Here is a 19,166-nt window from a genome sequence, read left to right as displayed (position 1 = left end):
AAAGTTGCATCGGCCTGATGCATATGGTATGATAAAAAATGGAAAAAAAAGACAGTCCGCCGGGAAGGTCTGTTTGGCTGTCGCTGCCTGAGGGCGGGCGAACGGAAGAAGACGGCGGCTGCGACCGCGTAAATACCGTAGAGGGGCGTACATATGGAAGAAGGAAAAGTATATATTTATGGGGGAACAGGACACGGCAAGTCGCCGGCAGCCATAGGCTGTGGGTTGATAGCGGCGGCCAAGGGCGCGCAGGTAGTGATTATCCAGTTCCTGAAGGGCAAGGGCCTGACGGAGAATGATTATCAGCGCAGGCTGGAGCCGGAGATCAAGCTGTTCCGTTTTGAAAAATCCGATGAAGATTTTGTAACTCTTCCCAAAGAAAAGCAGGAGGAAGAGGCCAGGAATATCAGAAACGGCCTGAATTATGCCAAAAAGGTGCTCAATACCGGAGAATGCGATATGCTGATACTGGATGAGGTGTTGGGCCTGATTGATAATAAAATCATTACCGTGGAGGATTTGAAAAATGTCCTTGAATCCAGGGATGGTGAGACGGATATTATCATGACCGGGATTTCCCTGGATAAGGATGTATGCGCCCTGGCAGACTATGTTTCCGAGATACGCACAATCAAGTGACGGATCGGCAGCGGCTGTATGCCTCTGCGGAAGACCACGTTGCAGGGTTGCCTGCGTTATAACAAGGAAGCGGCGGCAGCGGGGCTGGATAAAAAAATAAAGATTGGTTCCGCGGGGACTTTCCCTGCGGCGGCCGGAGAAGCGTGCGGGGCATGCTTCTCCGTTTTTTTGGAGAAAGGAACACACATAATCATCACATCTGCGCGTTGACAGGAACCTGTGCGCGTGCTATGATTATTTCCAGATAGAGGTTGCGTGATTCAAGAGTAGCTTTTCCGATGTGACAGGCACAGTTGAGGAAGAGGGAAAGGGGAGAACGCCGAAAGAGAAAGGCTCCTGCGGCCGGAATCTTGGGCATAGGGTGAACAACCATATGACTGTCATCTATAACAGATGGGGCGCTATCATAAAAAGGAAATTTATCTCCGGCCGCCTCTGGATTTTTACATAAGCAGGATGGCCGGAGAATTTTTTGTTGCTGCCGGCTGCACAAATCTGCAGCTGTGTGTCAGTTACCGTTTCTGCCGTATCCGGCAGCATTATATTCATGGTAACTTTCATCAGGCGGGCCGGAAGACGCCGCCACATAAGAAACGCAGTACAGTGCGTAAACAAGGAGGAGCATATGGCAATTTTTACAGGAGCAGGCGTAGCGATTATCACCCCTTTTCATGAGGACGGAAGTGTCAATTACGAGAAGTTCGCTGAGCATATCGAGGCCCAGATTGCGGGCGGCACGGATGCCATCATTGTATGCGGGACTACAGGCGAGGCTTCCACGCTGACCCATGAGGAGCATCTGGAGGTAATCCGTTTCTGTGTGGAGCAGACGGCCGGAAGAATCCCGGTTATTGCAGGAACAGGATCCAACTGTACGCAGACAGCGGTCTATCTTTCCCAGGAAGCGGAAAAGGCTGGAGTTGACGGTGTTCTGGTGGTAACTCCCTATTACAACAAGGCTACCCAGAAGGGGCTTTATGAGCATTTTAAAATCGTGGCGGAGGCCATCCATGTTCCCATGATTCTTTATAATATCCCGGGAAGAACCGGCGGCGTCAATATCCTTCCGGAAACGGTGGTAAGGCTGTGCAGGGAGGTTCCCAATATTGTCGGCGTAAAGGATGCTACCGGCAATATCAGCCAGGTGGCCCAGCTGATGAGCATGGCGGGGGAGGATGTGGATCTTTACTCCGGCAACGACGATCAGGTAGTGCCGCTGCTTTCCCTTGGAGGAAAAGGCGTGATTTCCGTTCTTTCCAACGTGGCGCCCAGACAGACCCATGATATGTGCGCCAGATTTTTTGCAGGAGACGTGGCGGGCAGCCGGGAAATCCAGCTGAAGGCAATTCCGCTCTGCAAGGCATTATTCTGCGAGGTGAACCCGATCCCTGTTAAGAAGGCCATGAACCTGATGGGACTGGAGGCAGGTCCCTTAAGAAGGCCGCTGACGGAAATGGAAGAGGAAAATGCGGTGAAGCTGGAGAAGGCCATGAAGGATTTCGGCATCCTGTAATCCGTATTTCGTTTGGAAGAAAGGCGCGCCCCCGGCGCGGATGGTAATGATATGGTAAAAATACTGATGCACGGCTGCAACGGCCACATGGGACAGGTGATTACCCGTCTGGTGGAAGCGGAAGCCGATATGGAAATAATTGCGGGAGTGGACGTATCCGACCACATTTCCAATGCTTATCCGGTTTATAAAAGCCTGGAGGATTACAGGCAGGCCTGCGGGCAGGACGGTTCCCTGCTGGCGGATGTGGCCATTGATTTTTCTTCGGCAGCCGCTGTGGATAAGCTGCTGGATTACTGTGAAGCGCAGCTGATGCCCAGTGTGCTGTGCACTACGGGACTTTCCCCGGAGCAGCTGGAGCGGGTGAAGGCCCTTTCCCGTAAGACGGCGGTTTTGAAATCTGCCAATATGTCTCTGGGAATCAACCTGCTGCTTAAGCTTCTGAAGGAAGCGGCGGGCGTGCTGGCCCCGGCTGGCTTTGACATCGAAATTGTGGAAAAGCACCACAACCAGAAGGTGGATGCTCCCAGCGGCACCGCGCTGGCGCTGGCGGATTCCATCAATGAAGAATTTAATAATGAATACACCTATGTTTATGACAGAAGCACCAGAAGGCAGAAAAGAGACAAAAAAGAAATTGGACTTTCTGCGGTGCGCGGTGGTACAATAGTAGGAGATCATGACGTGATTTTCGCAGGGGAGGATGAGGTCATCACCTTTTCCCATACGGCATACTCCAAGAATGTATTTGCCAAGGGCGCCGTACAGGCGGCCAAATTCCTGAAGGGCAAGCCTGCGGGACTGTATGATATGAGTGATGTAATCGAAGGCGTGTAATGCGGACTTTGACCCCCGCGGCAGTCGCCAAATAGCCATGCAGGCATGGCTGCTTGGCTCGTTGCCCGCGGAAATAAAGGGAATCTGAGGATTCCCTTTTTTGTTAAGTTCAGAAGCGCCTGAGATCGGAAAGGGGTAAACAGCAAGTATGCAGGATTTGGAATTAACTTACCTGAAAAGTCTGTCCAAGCAGTTTCCCACCATTGCGGATGCTGCCACGGAAATAATTAACCTGCAGGCCATATTGAGCCTGCCGAAGGGAACGGAGCATTTTCTGACGGATATCCACGGGGAATATGAGCAGTTCAACCATGTGCTCAAGAACGGCTCCGGAAGCGTAAAGCGTAAAATCGACGAAGAATTCGGGAACACCTTAAGCAGCAGGGATAAGCGCAGCCTGGCGACACTGATTTATTATCCAAAGGAGAAGCTGGAGCTGATCATGCAGGAGGAGGACAGCCAGGAAAACCTGGAGGACTGGTTTAAAATCACCCTTCACAGGCTGGTGCAGATGACCAAGCGCGTAGCCTCCAAATATACCCGCTCCAAGGTGAGGAAGGCCCTTCCCAAGGATTTTTCCTATGTTATTGAGGAACTGATCACGGAAAAGGAAGAGGTGCAGGATAAGGAAGCGTATTATAACGAAATCATCCATACGATTATCCGCATTGGCAGGGCGCCGGAATTCATTATTGCCCTGTGTAATCTCGTACAGCGGCTTGTGATAGACCATCTGCATATTGTGGGGGATATTTTTGACAGGGGCAAGGGGCCTCACATTATTATGGATACCTTAAGCCAGTACCATTCGGTGGATATCCAGTGGGGCAACCATGACGTGGTATGGATGGGCGCGGCCAGCGGCCAGACCAGCTGTATCGCCAATATTATCCGGGTTTCCGCCCGGTATGGCAACCTGGATATCCTGGAGGAAGGCTATGGAATCAACCTGATCCCTCTTGCCACCTTTGCCATGAATACCTATGCGGACTCAGACTGCAGCGTTTTTTCCATCAAATACGGGGAAGATTACGACATGAAGGATATGGAGCTGGATATGAAGATGCACAAAGCCATTGCCATCATCCAGTTCAAGCTGGAGGGCCAGCTGATTCAGAAACGGCCGGAATTCGACATGGCCGACAGACTCCTTCTGGACAAAATAAATTATGAAAAAAATACGGTAACCATTAACGGTACGGAATATGCCATGAAGGACATGGATTTCCCCACCATTGACCCGGCCGACCCTTACCGGCTGACGGAGGAAGAAGAGCAGGTGGTGGAGAGGCTGCGCCATGCGTTTGTGCACTGCGAGAAGCTGCAGCGGCATGTACGTTTCCTTTTTTCCAAGGGAAGCCTTTACAAGGTATACAATTCCAACCTTCTTTACCACGGCTGCGTGCCCATGGATGAAGAGGGAAATTTCCTGAAGGTGAACGTCTACGGGAAGGAATACAGCGGTAAGGAGCTGTATGATATTCTGGATCACTATGCCAGAAAGGGCTATTACTCCCAGGATAAGGAGGAACGGGAAAAAGGGAAGGATATTATCTGGTATATCTGGACCGGCCCCAATTCCCCGGTCTTCGGAAAAGATAAAATGGCCACCTTCGAACGCTATTTTGTTGAGGATAAGAGCACCCATGTGGAGATAAAGAACAGCTATTACCGCCTGATGGACAACGAGGAGGTGCTTAACCGGATTCTGCGGGAATTCGGCCTGGACAAAAAATGCCACATCATCAACGGCCATGTCCCCGTAGAGCTGAAAAAGGGGGAAACGCCTATTAAATGCGGCGGAAAGCTTCTGATTATCGACGGCGGCTTTTCCAAGGCCTATCAGGGAAAAACAGGAATCGCAGGCTATACGCTGGTGGCAAATTCCCACGGCATGACGCTGGTGGCCCATGAACCCTTTGAATCGGCGGAGGCGGCCATTCGGAAGGAATCGGATATTTTTTCCGACTCCATTATTGTGGAAACGGCGCCCAGGCGGATCCGGGTTGCGGATACGGACATCGGCGCGGAGCTCAAGGAAAGCATCTGTTATCTGGAGGAGCTGCTTGCGGCCTACAGGGACGGTACGCTTATAGAAAAAGGCGTGTGATAAAAATAAAACTGTGCGGTATTTTCACAGTTACAGATATTTCATGTTACAGGCGGCCTGATATGTACAGGGCAGGCGGGGCCTGCCCTGTTTGTGGTCAAAGGTTTGCGGTCAAAGACAGGAGGAATCGGCAGGATTATTTATTGTTGGTAATATCCTTGACGCCGTTTGCCACCCCGTCAGCTGCATCCTTTACTGCATTTCCGGCATCATCAACAACATTGCCCACGGCATCGCCTGCGTCATCGATGGCATTTCCGGCGCCGTCAACGATATTGGAACCTTCGTTTGCAGTGCTTTTGCCGCCGGTGGTGCCGTTGTTGGTGCCGTTTATACCGGTAGTATCATTCAGGCCCGCGGTTTCGGTAGTGCCTTCCATGGTGCCTGTTTCATTCATACCTGTCGTATTTGTTTCATTTGCCGTTTCGTTTCCTGCAGCGCCGTTTCCTGTGGTGTTGTTCATACCTGCTGTTTCTTCCGTAGCAGAAGCAGACTCTGTTGTATTTCCTGCCATGTCATCCGCGTTGTTTTTCTTACTGCCGCAGGCTGTAACACTGGCAAGCATCAGCAGAATCAGAGCTGCAGGTATTATTCTGTTCAGCTTTTTCATTTTGCTCACTCCTTTTTTCTTTGTGATTGGGTGTGTCTGTAAAACAGAAGCGCACTTTTGAACAAAATATCTGTCCGTTTTTTATTATGTTCGGAAAAATTCTTTTTATTCGGAAAAGGGAATTGTCAAATGGGATAAATTCGTGTAAAATATACCTAATTTTGTAAAAAAAAGTGTAACTGTTCAGTACCCCTCACAGTTACTGCTAAAATCCATCCTAAATCGCCTTTGGCGATGGATTTTAGCACTCCTGAATCATTTTCTTACGGTCAGCGCAGTAAATGCGCTGACCTGCTGAACAGTTACAAAAAAGTTTTCTAATTCAGAGGCAGGGAGATAAAGAAATGGAATTCAGACCATGTATAGATGTGCACAATGGAAAAGTGAAGCAGCTGGTTGGCGGAAGTGTGGCGGATATCAGTGACAGCGCGCAGGAAAATTTCGTGTCTGAGAAGGATGCAGCCTGGTATGCCAGGCTTTTTGAGGAAAAAAAACTGAAAAACGGGCATGTAATTCTTCTCAACAAGAAGGGAAGCCCCTATTATGAAAGCTCCAGGGAACAGGTTCGTTCAGCGCTCCGGGCATTCCCGGGAGGGCTGCAGGCCGGTGGCGGCATAACTGCGGAGAACGCCCATGAGTATCTGGACGCGGGCGCTTCCCATGTCATTGTCACTTCTTATGTATTCCGTGACGGGACGATTTCCTATGAGAATCTGAACCGCCTACTGGAGAACGTGGGAAAGAAGAAACTGGTCCTGGATTTAAGCTGCCGGAAAAAGGATGGTTCCTATTATATCGTTACCGACCGGTGGCAGAAATATACGAAGGTGATCCTGAATGAGGATGTGCTTGACATGTTTGCCTCCTTCTGCGATGAATTCCTGATTCATGCGGTGGATGTGGAGGGCAAGGTATGCGGCATTGAAAAGGATCTGGTGGCGCTTCTGGGAAGATGGAACCGGATACCCATTACCTATGCCGGCGGAATCCGCTCCCTGGAGGATATCCGCAGCATTAAGGAGCTGGGCCGGAATAAGATACACGTTACGGTGGGAAGCGCACTGAACCTTTACGGCGGCAGCCTTGATTTTGACAGGGTACAGGCATATGCGGAAGAAGAGCTGTGAGATACTCCGGCGGCTTTTAACGGTTTCTGGCGCGTAAATGTGGCGGGCTGGCCGGAAGTGAAAAAATATGATTTTGTACAGAGATATAAAAGGAGCGTTCCGATGCGGCAGATGCCGGTTTCAGAACGCTCCTTTTTAAATTCAATGGTCGTTTCGGTACATGGGGAAGCGGAGCCATTGGTGGAATCCATTACAACTGTACAGCTTATTCTACAAATATATATTTGATCAAAAAAGGCACATTGTGATGGTTCGTGATAAGACAGGTCAACAGGATGCCTGATCTTATAATTTGGTTACGTTAACAGCCTGGGGTCCTTTTTCACCTTCGACAACATCGTATTCCACAGCTGCTCCCTCGTCCAGAGACTTAAAGCCGTCCATGTTCAGTCCGGAGTAGTGTACGAAAACATCATGTCCTGCTTCATCAGAGATGAAACCGTAACCCTTTTGGTTGTTAAACCACTTTACTGTACCTTTGTTCATTCTAGGATACCTCCGCAAAAAAATAAGAATTAGTATGTTGCCTTGCAACATAGTCAGAATATCACAAGAATATTCGAATGTAAAGTGCTTTTTTACGTTATACCACTTATTTTCTGAAAATATTTACCAGTAATTTTCCCGGCTTACGCTTCCTTATTCAGCCTTGAAAATACCAGTTCGTAGCCATCGTTTCCATAGTTCAGGGAGCGGTTCACGCGGCTGATGGTGGCTGTGGATGCGCCGGTTTTCTCTGCGATATCCAGATAGGTTTTGTGATCACGCAGCATGGCGGCAACCTCAAAACGCTGGGAAAGGGAAAGGAGTTCATTCACGGTGCACAGATCTTCAAAAAAGCTGTAGCATTCCTCCTTATTCTCCAGTCTCAGAACAGCTTCGAACAGATGGTCCACTGCGTCTGTTTTTATTTTCTTGTTCATTTCTTTACCTCCGTACGATTCCTGTGTCTATCCAGGGAAGACAAAATATAGTTTACTTCTGTCCCTCATATACTGCGATTTTAACATACTAAAGTTTTAAAGTAAAGAAAAATGTCTGCGCCAGGAAGATTATGCTTGTCATGTAGTTTTCGATACTATATAATAAAGAACAGATATATATTATCATATATCCGGTTCCATATTTACAGTTTGGGAATTCCGGGCCGCGGTGTCCGTGCATGAAAGGACGGAAGACAGGAGCAGAGAATGACGATTTCGACAGAAGATTTACTGAACAGCATTTTGAAAAGCCTTGACAGAATTGATTATGTAAAGCCGGAGGATATTCCCAATATTGATTTATATATGGATCAGGTAACCACGCTGATGGACAGCAAGCTGAAAAACAGTACCAGGAATCCGGACGGCGACAAAATCCTTACGAAGACGATGATCAATAACTATGCAAAGAACAATCTGCTTCCGCCCCCTGTGAAGAAGAAATATTCCAAGGAGCATGTTCTGATCCTGATTTTTATTTACTATTATAAAGGTGTGATGTCCATAAATGATATCCAGACCATTCTCCAGCCGATTACGGAACGGTATTTTAAGGGGCAGTCCGATCTTACGCTGGAGGATATTTACAATGAGGTGTTCAGTCTGGAAAGGGAAGAGGTCGAGGTATTGAAGAAGGATCTGGTGGAGAAATTCACCAAAGCCGGCCAGACCTTCAAGGAGACGGAGGAAGAAGAGCGGAAGTTCCTGCAGCTGTTCTCTTTTGTCTGCATGCTCAGTTTTGATGTATACGTGAAAAAGCTGCTGATTGAAAAGCTTCTTGACGCATACAGCGCCGAACCGGCTCCTAAGGGGAAAAAAGGACAGCCTAAAAATGCCAGGGAAACTGCGGAAAATGGGCCTTCAGGTAATAATGCCTGAAAATTTACAGGATTTTTGTCAAACATTCTCTTGCCAATTTCGAAAAATGTGGTAAAATAATACCCATGGAGACATAGCTCAGCCGGGAGAGCGTTCGCCTCACACGCGAAAGGTCACGAGTTCGAGCCTCGTTGCCTCCATTTTTTTCGGAAAATTAATTTGGGCTCGTAGCTTAGCTGGGAAAGCGCTGCGTTCGCAACGCAGAGACCGAGGGTTCGAATCCCTTCGGGTCCACTCAAAAAGTTTAAATCCGAACTCTCTTATGGGGGTTCGGATTTTTTTATCGTTATACGGCGCTTACATACCCATGCTTTCATAGTGCAAAATCCCTCTGTAGAAAACAAATCTGGCGCCGAGAAGGCTGAAAAGACTTATCAGGACCAGTGCCGCGCACAGGGACAGCATATGCTGCCCGGTAAGGATCATTACCGGGACCATGCCGATAAAAGCGTAGGGCACAACAAAGAGCAGGATAAATTGCAGGATTTTGGGATAGATCATGATCGGATACCGGGCATAGGAGCCGATTTCGGTTATCATATAAGGAATGCTGGTCCTGCCGCCCGCATCGTACCAGAAGACCAGGCTGTTTGTAAGCAGGTAGCTGGACATACAGATTATGGTGCCGCAGAGGACAAAGAAAAGGCACATCAGCATGGACGCAGGACGGAAAATCCCCAGCCGGATCAGGCTGTAATTCAGGCTGATGAATCCGAACAGGACCACGCCGATCCCGTGAAGCCCCATGCCGCTAAGGAAGAAACTGGTCCGATAGTACATCTGGCTCTGCAGGGACATTGCGGTCAGCTTCAGAAAGTTTCTCATAAGGCGTACGCCTCCTTTTCCCGGGAAAATATGTGGGAAACCACCGTATCGATATCCGGGGCCTGGATGGAAATATCTTCAATGTCAAAGGCCTGGGATACGGCATTCAGGACAGTTTCCGCCCCGTAGGCCTGCATGGGGTAATCGATGCGGGTGACGCGGCCTTTCCTGGAAATCCTGGCATCCGGAAGATATTTACGGATATCGGACTTCTGGACGCCGGTGACCCTGATGGAACGCTCATGGACATACTGCTGCTTCAAGGTATCCAGAAACAGTTGTAAAAAAGCTTTCCGCCGGAAAGGACTATTGCGTCGTCACAGATTTCATCAATATCATCCAAATCGTGACTGGTGAGGAATATGCTGACGCCATTTTCCTGATTCATCTGCCTCAGAAAACTGCGGATGGTATACTTGATATTAATATCCAGGCCGATAGTCGGCTTGTCCAGGTATAAAAGCCTGGGAGAATGCAGGATAGCCATACCGATATCCGCCTTCATACGCTGGCCCAGGGAGAGCTTTCTTGCGGGAGAAGATAAAATCGGGGCAAGCTCCAGCAGCTGCACAATCATGTCATAGTTCTTCTTGTATTCTCCGGGATCCAGCCGGTACAGGGTTTTTACGGCCTGATAGCTTTCCTCGACAGGCAGGTCTGTCCAAAGATTGGATTTCTGGCCGAAGACAACGCCTCCGAAGATATTCCCTGCCGCTTTCCCGAACGGTGTCTGGACATCCTTACACACTGGTTTGAAAAAGGACGTTCCCGTGGAATTCTGTTTCCTAATAAATTTACGGGTAATTACCTAACCGTCAGTGCGCTGGAACAAGTGATGCGGCGAGCAGTATCCGATGCTGAGCTTCCAAAAAACGCAACTCCACACTGTCTCCGTCACAGCTTTGCAACTCATCTGATGGAGCAGGGCGTAGAACGGCAAAATATCCAGGCGCTGCAAAACTTTTAACGACGCACGGTCTGTGATTGACTACCTTGGAAAGTATACCCATAGGATTGCCATCAGTAATCACCGCATCATCCGCATGGACGATGAAAACGTTACTTTTTCTGTAAAAGATTACCGAAACAAAGGACAATGGAAAGAATGACCATATCCGGTGTTGAATTCATACGGCGGTTTCTGATGCATGTACCGCCAAAACGTTTTGTCAGGATTCGGCATTACGGACTTCTTTGTTCCCGCAGCAAACACAAGAAACTTACTTTATGCCGGAATCTCCTTGGATGTCGGAAGTACCTCTCGAAGCTTCGAGGCAAGGAGATGCCGGAAATATTAAAACAGCTTTATAAGATAAACATTTGTGTGTGTAAATCCTGTGGCGGGCATCTTGGAAAACAACAGCTTCGTATACCACAAAGATGTTAAAATCTTGTTCTTTCATACGTTTTCTGAAGCCTCAAGGTTTGAGGTTTTATTGTCGTACCTATTTATCCGGAAACACTTAATTTCTGTAGCTTCTGCAAGGAAAATCCTGTATAATCATGGGTAAGAACAAAAGATTGAAAGTCCATAGGTAATGGCTCCCCGGACACTCACTTTGTTCAATTAGGTCAAATCGAAAATGGTGTAAACGAAAGGGCCGTTCACTGGAATGCCAAAACTGCTTTTTCGTTTATCCCATCATCGATTCTAACCTAAAGAATTTAGTGCAGCTCCGAATTGCGCCGACCCGTTAATTATGGTAAAATAAAAGCAAAATTCGGGGAAAGAAGGTATTAGGTTATGGACAGAGAAGTATTGGATTTTGTAGTGAAAAAAACACATGAATTAATGGACGCTGCATCCTGCAGCAGCGAGGCGAAAGCGGCGGCCCAGGTTTGGCTGGATGCGGTCGGGACTGACAGGGAGGCGGCGGAGACGGCGAAGTATATTGCTGAGCTGGAAGCGGATATCGTGACGGTTGACGGATTAATCAGTTTTGCGCAGTCCGAAGCAGGAGCCAGTGTTTTCGGGGCTGACAATGCAAAAAATATTGCGGCCCATGCCAGGGAAATTAAGGCGGCCGGGGCTAAATATTGTGACTGTCCGGCCTGTGCTGCCGTGGAGGCGATTCTTGAAAAGAAAGAGCTGATGCAGTAGACAGATGTGAAAAACCACAGCAGTCTGTGATTTGAAAAAAGAAATGTATTTTTGCAGGGCATCAATCAGAAATGAGGGGTGCCCATTCTGATGCATGTGAGGAAAGAGGAGCGTATGATTAACAGAGAAGACATGCTGGAGCTTACGAGGCGGATGACGCTTTCGCGGACTTCCATAACGAGGATTGCAGGGTGTTATGTGGACAGGGACGGAGAGTTTGAGGGAAGTTTTAATACGAATTTTTTGAAATTATCTTCACCGGAAAGAGCGAAAAAGCTGGAATTGGCCAAAACAATTCCTTTTTCGGCAACCAATGTAAATCTGAAGGATTATGAATTCCCGGATAGCGTGCAGAAACCGGGGAGTATGTGGCAGATGCTTATGGCAATGAAAGCGTGCGGGCTGAAGAATGACGCTCTGATGGATACTTTTTATGATATGGTTATGGAACATTATCATGCGGCTTCGGAGTATGCAATCCTTGTTTTCCATGACTGCTATGATATCCCGGCAAAGGCTTCCGACAAGGAGCGGCTTTGGGAATCGGAAGAGGTATTTGAATATCTGATATGCGCGGTTTGCCCGCTGGTGGGGGAATATGAACCGGGAAAGCCGGAGTGCGGTTTTTTATTCCCTGCTTATATTGACCGGTGCGGGGATTCGGGGCGGATTCATGTATTTCAGGAGGATGCGCGGCGGCCCCACGGGGAGATACTGGATATTTTGGGAATCGGGGACGGGCGAAGCCATACATCTTTGCATGAAAAATCCGGAAGAGGACTGCATGGATGAATATGGAAGAAGGAAATTTGAACATAGATAACAAATGATGAAGTGAAAAAAACTCCGGCACACGCACATTTCTGCTGAAATGACAATGCGCCGGAGGGTCAGAAGAAGATATTAGTAAATTGAATTATTTTTGTCTTCTTGCTGCCCGGATTCCGTTTGGGTATTATTGCTGTTTTCCGCCGCCCCGAGCGTAACGGATAATGTTTTTTCCGTATAAGTTCCGCCGGTGGCAGGGATTTTAACTGTGATTTCCACGGTTTCCCCGGCGGGATAGTACTGCAGAAGTTCGGTCAGCTCCTGAATCTGCGTGATAGTTTTGCCGTCAAAGCCGGTAATCACATAGCCTTTTTTGATCCCGGCTTTATCTGCGCCGCTTCCTGGCGTTACGCTGGCTACATAGACGCCGGAAGGAATGCCATAAATGCTGTTAACAGATTCATTTACGGTAAGGCCGGAAATGCCGATGCTGGATTTCTGATCCGCGCTTACCTTAGTGCGGGTGGTTTCGTTCATGAGGGTTTCAATAATATCGGAAACTCTTGACATGGGGATGGCATAACCCATGCCTTCTACCTCGGTGCTGGCCATTTTGGCGGAGTTGATGCCGATGACTTCACCCTTCATGTTAACAAGCGCGCCTCCGCTGTTGCCGGGATTGATGGCGGCATCTGTCTGGATATAGGTAGGCAGGGCGGAACCGTCAGCAGAGGTATTTACTACCTGGGTATTGGAGCCCATGGTACGGTTCGTAGCGCTTACGATACCTGTGGTGACTGATTGGCCGTAGCCCAGTGCGTTGCCGATGGCTACCACTTGTTCGCCCACTTTCAGGGAATCGGAATCACCGATGGATGCAACTGCAATTTGCGACATGGTATCCGCTGAAATGCTTTCAAGAGGAACCGCAATTACGGCCAGATCGTTTGCGGGATCCGTACCCTTAACGTTTGCTTCGTAAACCTGGTTGTCGATGAAGCCTGCGGAAAGCGTATCCGCGTTTTCAATGACATGGTTGTTGGTTACGATTAAAAGCTCGGTATCATTTTTACCGATGATAATGCCGGAACCCCGGCTTTCTGTTTCCTGAGGAATGGTCTGTCCTCCGTAACCGAACATGCTGAAGTAATTTTGTATCTCCTGAACGGATTTATTGGTGATGGAAACTATGGAGGGCATGACGGTTTCCGCAATATCCGATACATCAAGGCTGCCCTTTTCAGACGCTGCGCCGGGAATGGCGGCTGCCTTTAAAAGACTGGCGGAGGTGTTTTCTGTGGCAGCAGTATTATCTGAAGTCTCCGTAGGGCCGATGAGTGTGTTGACAGCCTGGAAGGAGCCTGCGGCAACACTGCCGAAGAGCGCGGCGCTTAAAGTTATGGCGCCGATTTTTTTTACAAGCTTCCCTGCTTTTCCGGTTTTTTTAGGGCCTGAAGGCCTGTTGCAAGCCGGGCCGCCGGTTTCCGGCATCTGGTAATAATCATACATCTGGTTTCTGTTTTCATAGTTATTATTCTGATATTCAAACATAATGGTCAACTCCTTTTCACCTTTTTTATGAAAGAATCTTTATTTCCTGTTTCATAGATGTAGTATAAAAAGAAATTGTGATGGAATTATTATGGAATTGTGATGAGAGTGCGAAAAAAATGTGGTAATTTTGTGTTTGCTGCCAGAACTGTTATCTTTGCTCATGCAGAAGAAAATGAACGCGGCAGGGTTTTATAACGGAACAGAGTGTCCGGGCGGCTTTTACCTTAAGGTATCTGCTTTGTAATCAGGCAATATACCGGAAAAGATTGCGCAGTCAGCCGTTGCATGCTAGAATGCAATTAGTATGTGAATAAAGATGAAACCTGTTGTATGGGGGGGCAAGGGAGGAGATGCTTTTTTGGCTGTATGCGGAAAAGCTTAAGTATGAGGCATGATATATAACGGAACAGCTGGGAAAATGGTGTGGGAGGTACACGATGAGAAAATTTGATGACCCAAAAACGCAGAATCTGGCAAATGAAATAGAACGGCAGTATGGAAATCTGAGGAAATTTTCACAGAGAATTGAAATACCCTACAGTTCACTGGTGTCAATGCTGAATAACGGGGCATATACCATGAGCTATGGTACAATGTTAAAAATATGCATGCTGCTGGAGCTTGATCCCATTGATTTTACGCCGCTTACGGGCAGCAGGAGCATGGGTGAACATCTTTTGGAGAAACAGATTATGGACGCCTTTTCCAGGTTCAACCAGGAGGGAAAAAGAAAGGTTATGGAGCTTCTGGAAATTTATGTACAGATAGAAAAGTATACAGTATCATTTTCCCGGGTTCCCGACGGCGGAAAGCAGGAACAGGAAGTATAGGGGGCGGGGATACAGGGACAGGCCGGCTGTTGGGGATTGATTCCCATTTGACAAAACCATTGGAGAAGCGGAAAGACCAGGGGGGAACAGCCTGGTGGACGTACGTGACGAATCCAGCTTGCTGAAGGAAATGGCGTCCGGTAATTTTAATGTGCACAGTAATTTTGAAAGCAGTTATGTAGGGGAACTGAAGCAGCTTCTGCTGTCCATGCATGAGATTAACGTCAGGATGAGCGGGACCTTGCTTCAAATCAGGCAGGCTTCCGCCGAAGTGGCGTCCGGTTCGGAGCAGGTGGCCTCCGGCGCCCAGAGCCTGGCCCGGGGCGCGCCGGAACAGGCTGTTTCCGTAGAAGAGGTTTCCAGTACGATTAGCGGGATATCGGTCCGGGTGGAAAAAAATGCCCGGAATGCAAAACAGGCTGATGTGGAGGCGCAGAATAGGCGCAGTTATTAAGTTATCTGGCGGAGCAGTTCAAACTGAAGGAATTGCAGGAGTGTGTCTGATATGAATATGCAATAGGCGCAGATGATTATCTGCGCCTGTTGTGCCTTTTATTTTAAAGAGGCGAATAATATTAACATTTAGAATGTTTTTATTGCAGGATATTATCTATTGGTATATTGAATGCCTGTATCTGCTGGCGTATAATTTTTTTCAATAGAATTTACGGTAACTACGAATGAGAAAAAATTTATACGTTTTGGAAATTTTACAATATTTTTGCCATGACAAAAATTTAGTTGAATTTTTCAGTAAAGATGAGATATTGATAGGATATTGTCCGATTATATACGTGCCAAGAGAGTTTTGGTATGTTATTGTGGAATCGGTGGCAGTGGATTTGTTTAAACTGCAGCTGACATGTGATTTTAATAATGGAAGCTGTAATATAAAAACTGACATGGATGGAAGACTGTATCCTTATGCCGGTTTGTTTCACTGATAAACATAGCTTTTCAGCCCAATTACTGTACGCGGCAAATTCTTTTCCGGTTTTCGGGGGGGGAGGCTGCCTATCCTGAGCTGAAATCATTTCAGAAATATATCTAAAATAGTAAAAATTGAACAATAGAAGAGGAACAGCTAATCTGGGGGAAATTTCAGGTTAGCTGTTTTTTCCTTAAGGAGATTCCTTCAGGCATCTTTTTTTGTGCGGCGTGAACACTTTCGCCTGCCCGCAAAGGAATGGAGGGACTGAGAAGAAGTTCGGGGAACTGTCCGGCTTCCTGAAGCCGGAAGGGTAGCAAACTGTATTTTGTCGGCGATAATGCAGTGTATACTTTTTCAATGGAAATAAGCAATCGTTGGATTTTATGTTATATGTGACCGTATCCGGCTGGGGAAATTATGAGATTAAAGAATGGAAGCGCTGCTTTATGTTTTTTATTGGGGGCTTTCCTCCTAATAGGAGGATGTGCTGAAAGTGCTGATGAAAATTATGCAATGGGGCAGACCGAGGATGCGTATACGATTAAGGGCACGTTATCCGGGACAGAAAATCAGGACGAAAGGGTTCTGGCGGAAATAACGGCAAAAATGATACCCGCATTCATATATCAGGTACTATGGAAAGCGATATGAAAATAACTTATCGCTCCTCTGAGGAAGAAATCGTTATAAAAAGGGAAAATAACAAGGATGTAATTGACCAGGAAATAGTTATTCCCAGGGGGAAAGGCTGGATCAGTATATCTGATGGGGAAGGTGAGAGACGGTACAGCTTTGATTTGAAAATTACTGCAAACCAGAGGATTGACTTTGTGCCGGTGAAGGAGAATCCGTATGAAGATAAAATGAATAGCCTGGGACTGAGGCTTTTGGGGCGGCTGCTCGACAGACAATCCTTTGACCCTGAACTTGTGGCGGACTGGCCGTATGAGGTGAGCAGGAAGAATCAGGACTTTACGGATGATGCTCTGGCCTTATATGTTAAAATCGGGGCGCCGGTGACCGCTGTTATAGAAGGTTATACTCAGAAAGGAAGCCTGGATATTAAGATCGAGGATGAAGAAGGCGATATCTATTTTGAGGAAAGCGATATGCTGACAGGCAGCTATTTTGTGGATCTTGATCTTGAGGGCAGCTATATAGTGACTATTAGTGCGAGACAATATCGTTGTATTTTATTTGTATTATATGCTTATGGAAGTGCATCATCAGTTCCGTGAAAAAGAGATGATGGAGTTAAAGGTAAAAGTTTATTCCGGCCAGTTGGAAACAATCACGCAGACGCAGAAAAAAATCAGGCGGCTGCGGCATGATATGGTCCATCATATTATGCAGCTGTATAGTATGGCTTCGCTTAATAAGAACGCGGAAATGTTGGAATATCTTGATAAAATGGAGCAGGCAATGATAAATCCCAGGGAGCATGTCAGTTCGGGGGATAAGGATATCGATGGTATTCTCAATTTTATGCTGGAGAAAGCGGTATCTATTCTTAAAAAAGTTGATGTTCAGGTCAAAATACCGGAGGATTTGCATACCTGTTCATTTGAGCTGGCGGTTATTCTTGGAAATATTATTGATAATGCGATTGAAGCAGCACGGCAGACGGAGGAATGGCTGTCCCTGCAAATTACCGCGGATAAAGGGATACTTTTTATTCGTGTATCCAATTCATATTGTGGCTGCATTAAGACCTCAGACAATAAACTTCTAACGTCAAAAGAGGATAAGGAAAACCATGGCCTGGGACTGGATAGCGTAAAGGATATGATTAAAAAGTATAATGGTGATATGAAGATAACCTGCGATAAAAATATATTTACAGTGGATATATTACTTTATCTTACGGTGGAAAGTGGCTGAATGATTTTATATTGCTGGTCAGAAAATACCTTTGTGGGAAGCGTTATTTTTTAGAACAGTTATGTTTATTTATGAAAGCATTGACGCTTCTTAGGGGCATTTTCATAAGTGACAAAAAATAATAAAAAAATCACAAAACATATTTTTGCAAAAAATAAAAAAACATATTGACAGATTTGGGATTTTTTTGTATACTAACATTCGTCGGTTGGAGCGAAAGCCCGGACGACATAAGAAAGCCTCGGGGTGTGGCTCAGGTGGTAGAGCGCTACTTTAGGGAAGTAGAGGCCGCAAGTTCAAGTCTTGTCACTCCGATGGAAAAAGCCTGGTATTTACTAGGCTTTTTTGTTTTCGTGTTGCATTTTGTGTTGCATAGTATCAAAGTATTTATTTACTTTATCATTCAGCTGCTTCTTTTGGTCTTCTAATGCATGTCTATATACATTTTTGAGTGTTCCATCGTTACCCCATCCTCCGCGTTCCATAATATATGCATCAGGCATACCAAGCGCATGAAGGATGGAGGCTCCATAATGTCGAAGGTCATGAAATCTGAAATGCGGAACATTAGCTTGAATCAGAACGTGATTGAAGCGCTGGGTGATCATATTTGGATTTAAATTTGTTACATTGCCGGACTTTCCTTTTAGTTTTGCTCCTACGAAGTCAGGATAATCAATGAATCTGTCACCGGCGTAAGACTTTGGCTGCTTAATAATATACTTCCCATGTTCATCCATCACCATGTTGCGGCATACATGTACCTGGTTTCCAGATATATCCTCGTGCCGCAAGGCACAAATTTCACCCCGCCGCATCGGTCCGAAAGCTGCCAAAAGGATTGGAACTTCCATTTCTGTTCCTTCAGCGGCCGCGATAACCTTCTTTATATCAGCATCAGTTGGAATATAAAGCTCAGGTCTGCGTTTCTGCGGTAAAACCGTGTTGAGAGCAAAGTCAGGCCGATATATACGCAATACAGCCGTGATAAGTGCATGATTGTCCCGTACACTTTTGGAAGAATGCCCCATACTGAAATTATTAACATGCTCCTGTATAATATCCTGTGTTATTTCTCTTATTTTTATTTTTTGAATATCATTATAATTTTTTACAGCTCTCTTGTATTCTCTGATACTGGCGGGAGACAATACAGGTGTTCTTTGTGTTATATAATGTTCTAATGCATCGCCAAAGGTTATATCTTCCCCAGCAGGCTTCTTTTTATTTATTTGGTATTCGGCAGCCATGAATTCTGCCTCTTTTCTTGTTGGCGCCGTGAATGACTTATAATGTCTTTTCCCGCTATCGTCAGTATAATCGTAGGCCTGTGCCCTCCAAGAGCCAGATGGTAGTTTTTTTGCTTTTGCCATGATTTCTTCTGTACCTCCTTATTTTTGCGTAAAAAAATAACACCTGTACAGGTGCCGGAGTTTTGTGGTAAAATATCCTTGTGATAGGGATGCTTTACCGGCCTCCAGGCCTGTATAGTATTCATTTGGTTTTGCCCTGGCGTTGGCGCGCCGGGGCGTTTTTTCTATATTTAAACTTTCGTTAGTTTATTGAAAAGGATATTGG

General features: G+C 46.6%; 22 protein-coding genes, 3 tRNA genes, 1 pseudogene and 1 riboswitch. Of the genes and pseudogenes, 18 read left to right on the top strand and 8 right to left on the bottom strand.

Annotated features, from left to right (window positions below):
- The first annotated feature begins 153 nt into the window (after positions 1–153).
- From FYJ45_RS17765 to FYJ45_RS17750, 4 genes are all read left to right on the top strand, one after another.
- A complete protein-coding gene (locus FYJ45_RS17765) occupies positions 154–639 on the top strand; it encodes a cob(I)yrinic acid a,c-diamide adenosyltransferase (RefSeq protein ID WP_154466245.1) in 486 nt (161 codons plus the stop codon).
- A gap of 237 nt (positions 640–876) precedes the next feature.
- Positions 877–1,051, top strand: a riboswitch (Lysine riboswitch).
- A 213-nt stretch (positions 1,052–1,264) separates the two neighbouring features.
- Complete coding sequence (gene dapA / locus FYJ45_RS17760; RefSeq protein WP_102288111.1) at positions 1,265–2,152, top strand: 4-hydroxy-tetrahydrodipicolinate synthase; 888 nt, start codon at positions 1,265–1,267, stop codon at positions 2,150–2,152.
- A 51-nt stretch (positions 2,153–2,203) separates the two neighbouring features.
- Positions 2,204–2,989, top strand: coding sequence for a 4-hydroxy-tetrahydrodipicolinate reductase (gene dapB / locus FYJ45_RS17755; RefSeq protein WP_021634999.1), 786 nt, complete (start codon positions 2,204–2,206; stop codon positions 2,987–2,989).
- Positions 2,990–3,137: 148 nt separating this feature from the next.
- A complete protein-coding gene (locus tag FYJ45_RS17750) occupies positions 3,138–5,099 on the top strand; it encodes a fructose-1,6-bisphosphatase (RefSeq protein WP_154466243.1) in 1,962 nt (653 codons plus the stop codon).
- 136 nt (positions 5,100–5,235) lie between these two features.
- Here FYJ45_RS17750 and FYJ45_RS17745 read toward each other — a convergent pair whose 3' ends face one another.
- Entirely contained in the window at positions 5,236–5,709 is a 474-nt protein-coding gene (locus FYJ45_RS17745; protein WP_154466241.1) for a hypothetical protein, read from the bottom strand.
- Between the two features lie 344 nt (positions 5,710–6,053).
- Between FYJ45_RS17745 and hisA the strand changes: the two genes are divergently transcribed.
- The gene (hisA, locus tag FYJ45_RS17740) at positions 6,054–6,836 is read left to right on the top strand and encodes a phosphoribosylformimino-5-aminoimidazole carboxamide ribotide isomerase (RefSeq protein WP_154466239.1); all 783 of its coding nucleotides are present in this window, start codon (positions 6,054–6,056) and stop codon (positions 6,834–6,836) included.
- 285 nt (positions 6,837–7,121) lie between these two features.
- Here hisA and FYJ45_RS17735 read toward each other — a convergent pair whose 3' ends face one another.
- Together FYJ45_RS17735 and FYJ45_RS17730 are read right to left on the bottom strand one after the other, a co-directional pair.
- On the bottom strand, positions 7,122–7,322 hold the full coding sequence (locus tag FYJ45_RS17735) for a cold-shock protein (RefSeq protein ID WP_025491654.1): 201 nt from the start codon (positions 7,320–7,322) through the stop codon (positions 7,122–7,124).
- Positions 7,323–7,465: 143 nt separating this feature from the next.
- On the bottom strand, positions 7,466–7,759 hold the full coding sequence (locus FYJ45_RS17730; protein ID WP_021634992.1) for a YerC/YecD family TrpR-related protein: 294 nt from the start codon (positions 7,757–7,759) through the stop codon (positions 7,466–7,468).
- Between the two features lie 267 nt (positions 7,760–8,026).
- On the opposite strand from FYJ45_RS17730, the gene FYJ45_RS17725 reads away from it, so the two are divergent.
- From FYJ45_RS17725 to FYJ45_RS17715, 3 genes are all read left to right on the top strand, one after another.
- The gene (locus FYJ45_RS17725) at positions 8,027–8,698 is read left to right on the top strand and encodes a DUF1836 domain-containing protein (RefSeq protein WP_154466237.1); all 672 of its coding nucleotides are present in this window, start codon (positions 8,027–8,029) and stop codon (positions 8,696–8,698) included.
- 67 nt (positions 8,699–8,765) lie between these two features.
- A tRNA-Val gene (locus tag FYJ45_RS17720) sits at positions 8,766–8,838 on the top strand.
- A gap of 21 nt (positions 8,839–8,859) precedes the next feature.
- A tRNA-Ala gene (locus tag FYJ45_RS17715) sits at positions 8,860–8,932 on the top strand.
- Between the two features lie 63 nt (positions 8,933–8,995).
- Here FYJ45_RS17715 and FYJ45_RS17710 read toward each other — a convergent pair.
- Genes FYJ45_RS17710 through FYJ45_RS17700 form a run of 3 tightly spaced genes read right to left on the bottom strand, consistent with a single transcriptional unit; the run spans position 8,996 to position 10,271 of the window.
- Positions 8,996–9,523 (bottom strand): ABC-2 family transporter protein, encoded by a 528-nt coding sequence (locus tag FYJ45_RS17710; protein ID WP_154466235.1) that lies wholly within the window; start codon positions 9,521–9,523, stop codon positions 8,996–8,998.
- On the bottom strand, positions 9,520–9,786 hold the full coding sequence (locus tag FYJ45_RS17705; protein ID WP_154466233.1) for a hypothetical protein: 267 nt from the start codon (positions 9,784–9,786) through the stop codon (positions 9,520–9,522). The genes FYJ45_RS17710 and FYJ45_RS17705 overlap by 4 nt, the downstream gene beginning before the upstream one ends.
- Positions 9,783–10,271, bottom strand: coding sequence for an ATP-binding cassette domain-containing protein (locus FYJ45_RS17700; RefSeq protein ID WP_154466231.1), 489 nt, complete (start codon positions 10,269–10,271; stop codon positions 9,783–9,785). Before FYJ45_RS17700 ends, FYJ45_RS17705 begins: the two co-directional genes overlap by 4 nt.
- On the opposite strand from FYJ45_RS17700, the gene FYJ45_RS17695 reads away from it, so the two are divergent.
- The 4 genes and pseudogenes from FYJ45_RS17695 to FYJ45_RS17680 all read left to right on the top strand — a co-directional run bounded on the left by FYJ45_RS17695 (position 10,155) and on the right by FYJ45_RS17680 (position 12,416).
- Entirely contained in the window at positions 10,155–10,490 is a 336-nt protein-coding gene (locus tag FYJ45_RS17695) for a tyrosine-type recombinase/integrase (protein WP_330588737.1), read from the top strand. The genes FYJ45_RS17700 and FYJ45_RS17695 overlap by 117 nt on opposite strands.
- A pseudogene (locus tag FYJ45_RS17690) lies at positions 10,480–10,910 on the top strand (IS91 family transposase); the annotation flags it as partial. The gene FYJ45_RS17695 and the pseudogene FYJ45_RS17690, both read left to right, overlap by 11 nt.
- A 357-nt stretch (positions 10,911–11,267) precedes the next feature.
- Positions 11,268–11,624, top strand: coding sequence for a hypothetical protein (locus FYJ45_RS17685; protein ID WP_021634983.1), 357 nt, complete (start codon positions 11,268–11,270; stop codon positions 11,622–11,624).
- Between the two features lie 114 nt (positions 11,625–11,738).
- Positions 11,739–12,416, top strand: coding sequence for a DUF4317 family protein (locus tag FYJ45_RS17680; RefSeq protein WP_154466229.1), 678 nt, complete (start codon positions 11,739–11,741; stop codon positions 12,414–12,416).
- A 111-nt stretch (positions 12,417–12,527) separates the two neighbouring features.
- On the opposite strand, the gene FYJ45_RS17675 is transcribed toward FYJ45_RS17680, so the two are convergent.
- A complete protein-coding gene (locus FYJ45_RS17675) occupies positions 12,528–13,943 on the bottom strand; it encodes a S1C family serine protease (protein ID WP_154466227.1) in 1,416 nt (471 codons plus the stop codon).
- 440 nt (positions 13,944–14,383) lie between these two features.
- Here FYJ45_RS17675 and FYJ45_RS17670 point away from each other — a divergent pair, with 440 nt between their 5' ends.
- The 6 genes from FYJ45_RS17670 to FYJ45_RS17645 all read left to right on the top strand — a co-directional run bounded on the left by FYJ45_RS17670 (position 14,384) and on the right by FYJ45_RS17645 (position 17,903).
- Positions 14,384–14,776, top strand: a complete 393-nt coding sequence (locus tag FYJ45_RS17670; protein ID WP_154466225.1) for a helix-turn-helix domain-containing protein — start codon at positions 14,384–14,386, stop codon at positions 14,774–14,776.
- Positions 14,777–14,870: 94 nt separating this feature from the next.
- On the top strand, positions 14,871–15,230 hold the full coding sequence (locus FYJ45_RS17665; RefSeq protein ID WP_154466223.1) for a methyl-accepting chemotaxis protein: 360 nt from the start codon (positions 14,871–14,873) through the stop codon (positions 15,228–15,230).
- A gap of 894 nt (positions 15,231–16,124) precedes the next feature.
- A complete protein-coding gene (locus FYJ45_RS17660) occupies positions 16,125–16,358 on the top strand; it encodes a hypothetical protein (RefSeq protein WP_154466221.1) in 234 nt (77 codons plus the stop codon).
- Entirely contained in the window at positions 16,355–16,945 is a 591-nt protein-coding gene (locus tag FYJ45_RS17655; RefSeq protein ID WP_154466219.1) for a hypothetical protein, read from the top strand. Before FYJ45_RS17660 ends, FYJ45_RS17655 begins: the two co-directional genes overlap by 4 nt.
- Before the next feature lie 7 nt (positions 16,946–16,952).
- Positions 16,953–17,588, top strand: a complete 636-nt coding sequence (locus FYJ45_RS17650; RefSeq protein ID WP_207708434.1) for a sensor histidine kinase — start codon at positions 16,953–16,955, stop codon at positions 17,586–17,588.
- 242 nt (positions 17,589–17,830) lie between these two features.
- A tRNA-Pro gene (locus tag FYJ45_RS17645) sits at positions 17,831–17,903 on the top strand.
- A gap of 20 nt (positions 17,904–17,923) precedes the next feature.
- Here FYJ45_RS17645 and FYJ45_RS17640 read toward each other — a convergent pair.
- Positions 17,924–18,961, bottom strand: a complete 1,038-nt coding sequence (locus FYJ45_RS17640; protein ID WP_154466215.1) for a site-specific integrase — start codon at positions 18,959–18,961, stop codon at positions 17,924–17,926.
- Positions 18,962–19,166: the final 205 nt, after the last annotated feature.

The organism is Eisenbergiella porci (genome assembly GCF_009696275.1).
Lineage (GTDB): Bacteria > Bacillota > Clostridia > Lachnospirales > Lachnospiraceae > Eisenbergiella > Eisenbergiella porci.
Note: the sequence above shows the minus strand (reverse complement) of the source record. Positions and strands in the feature narration are given on the sequence as shown.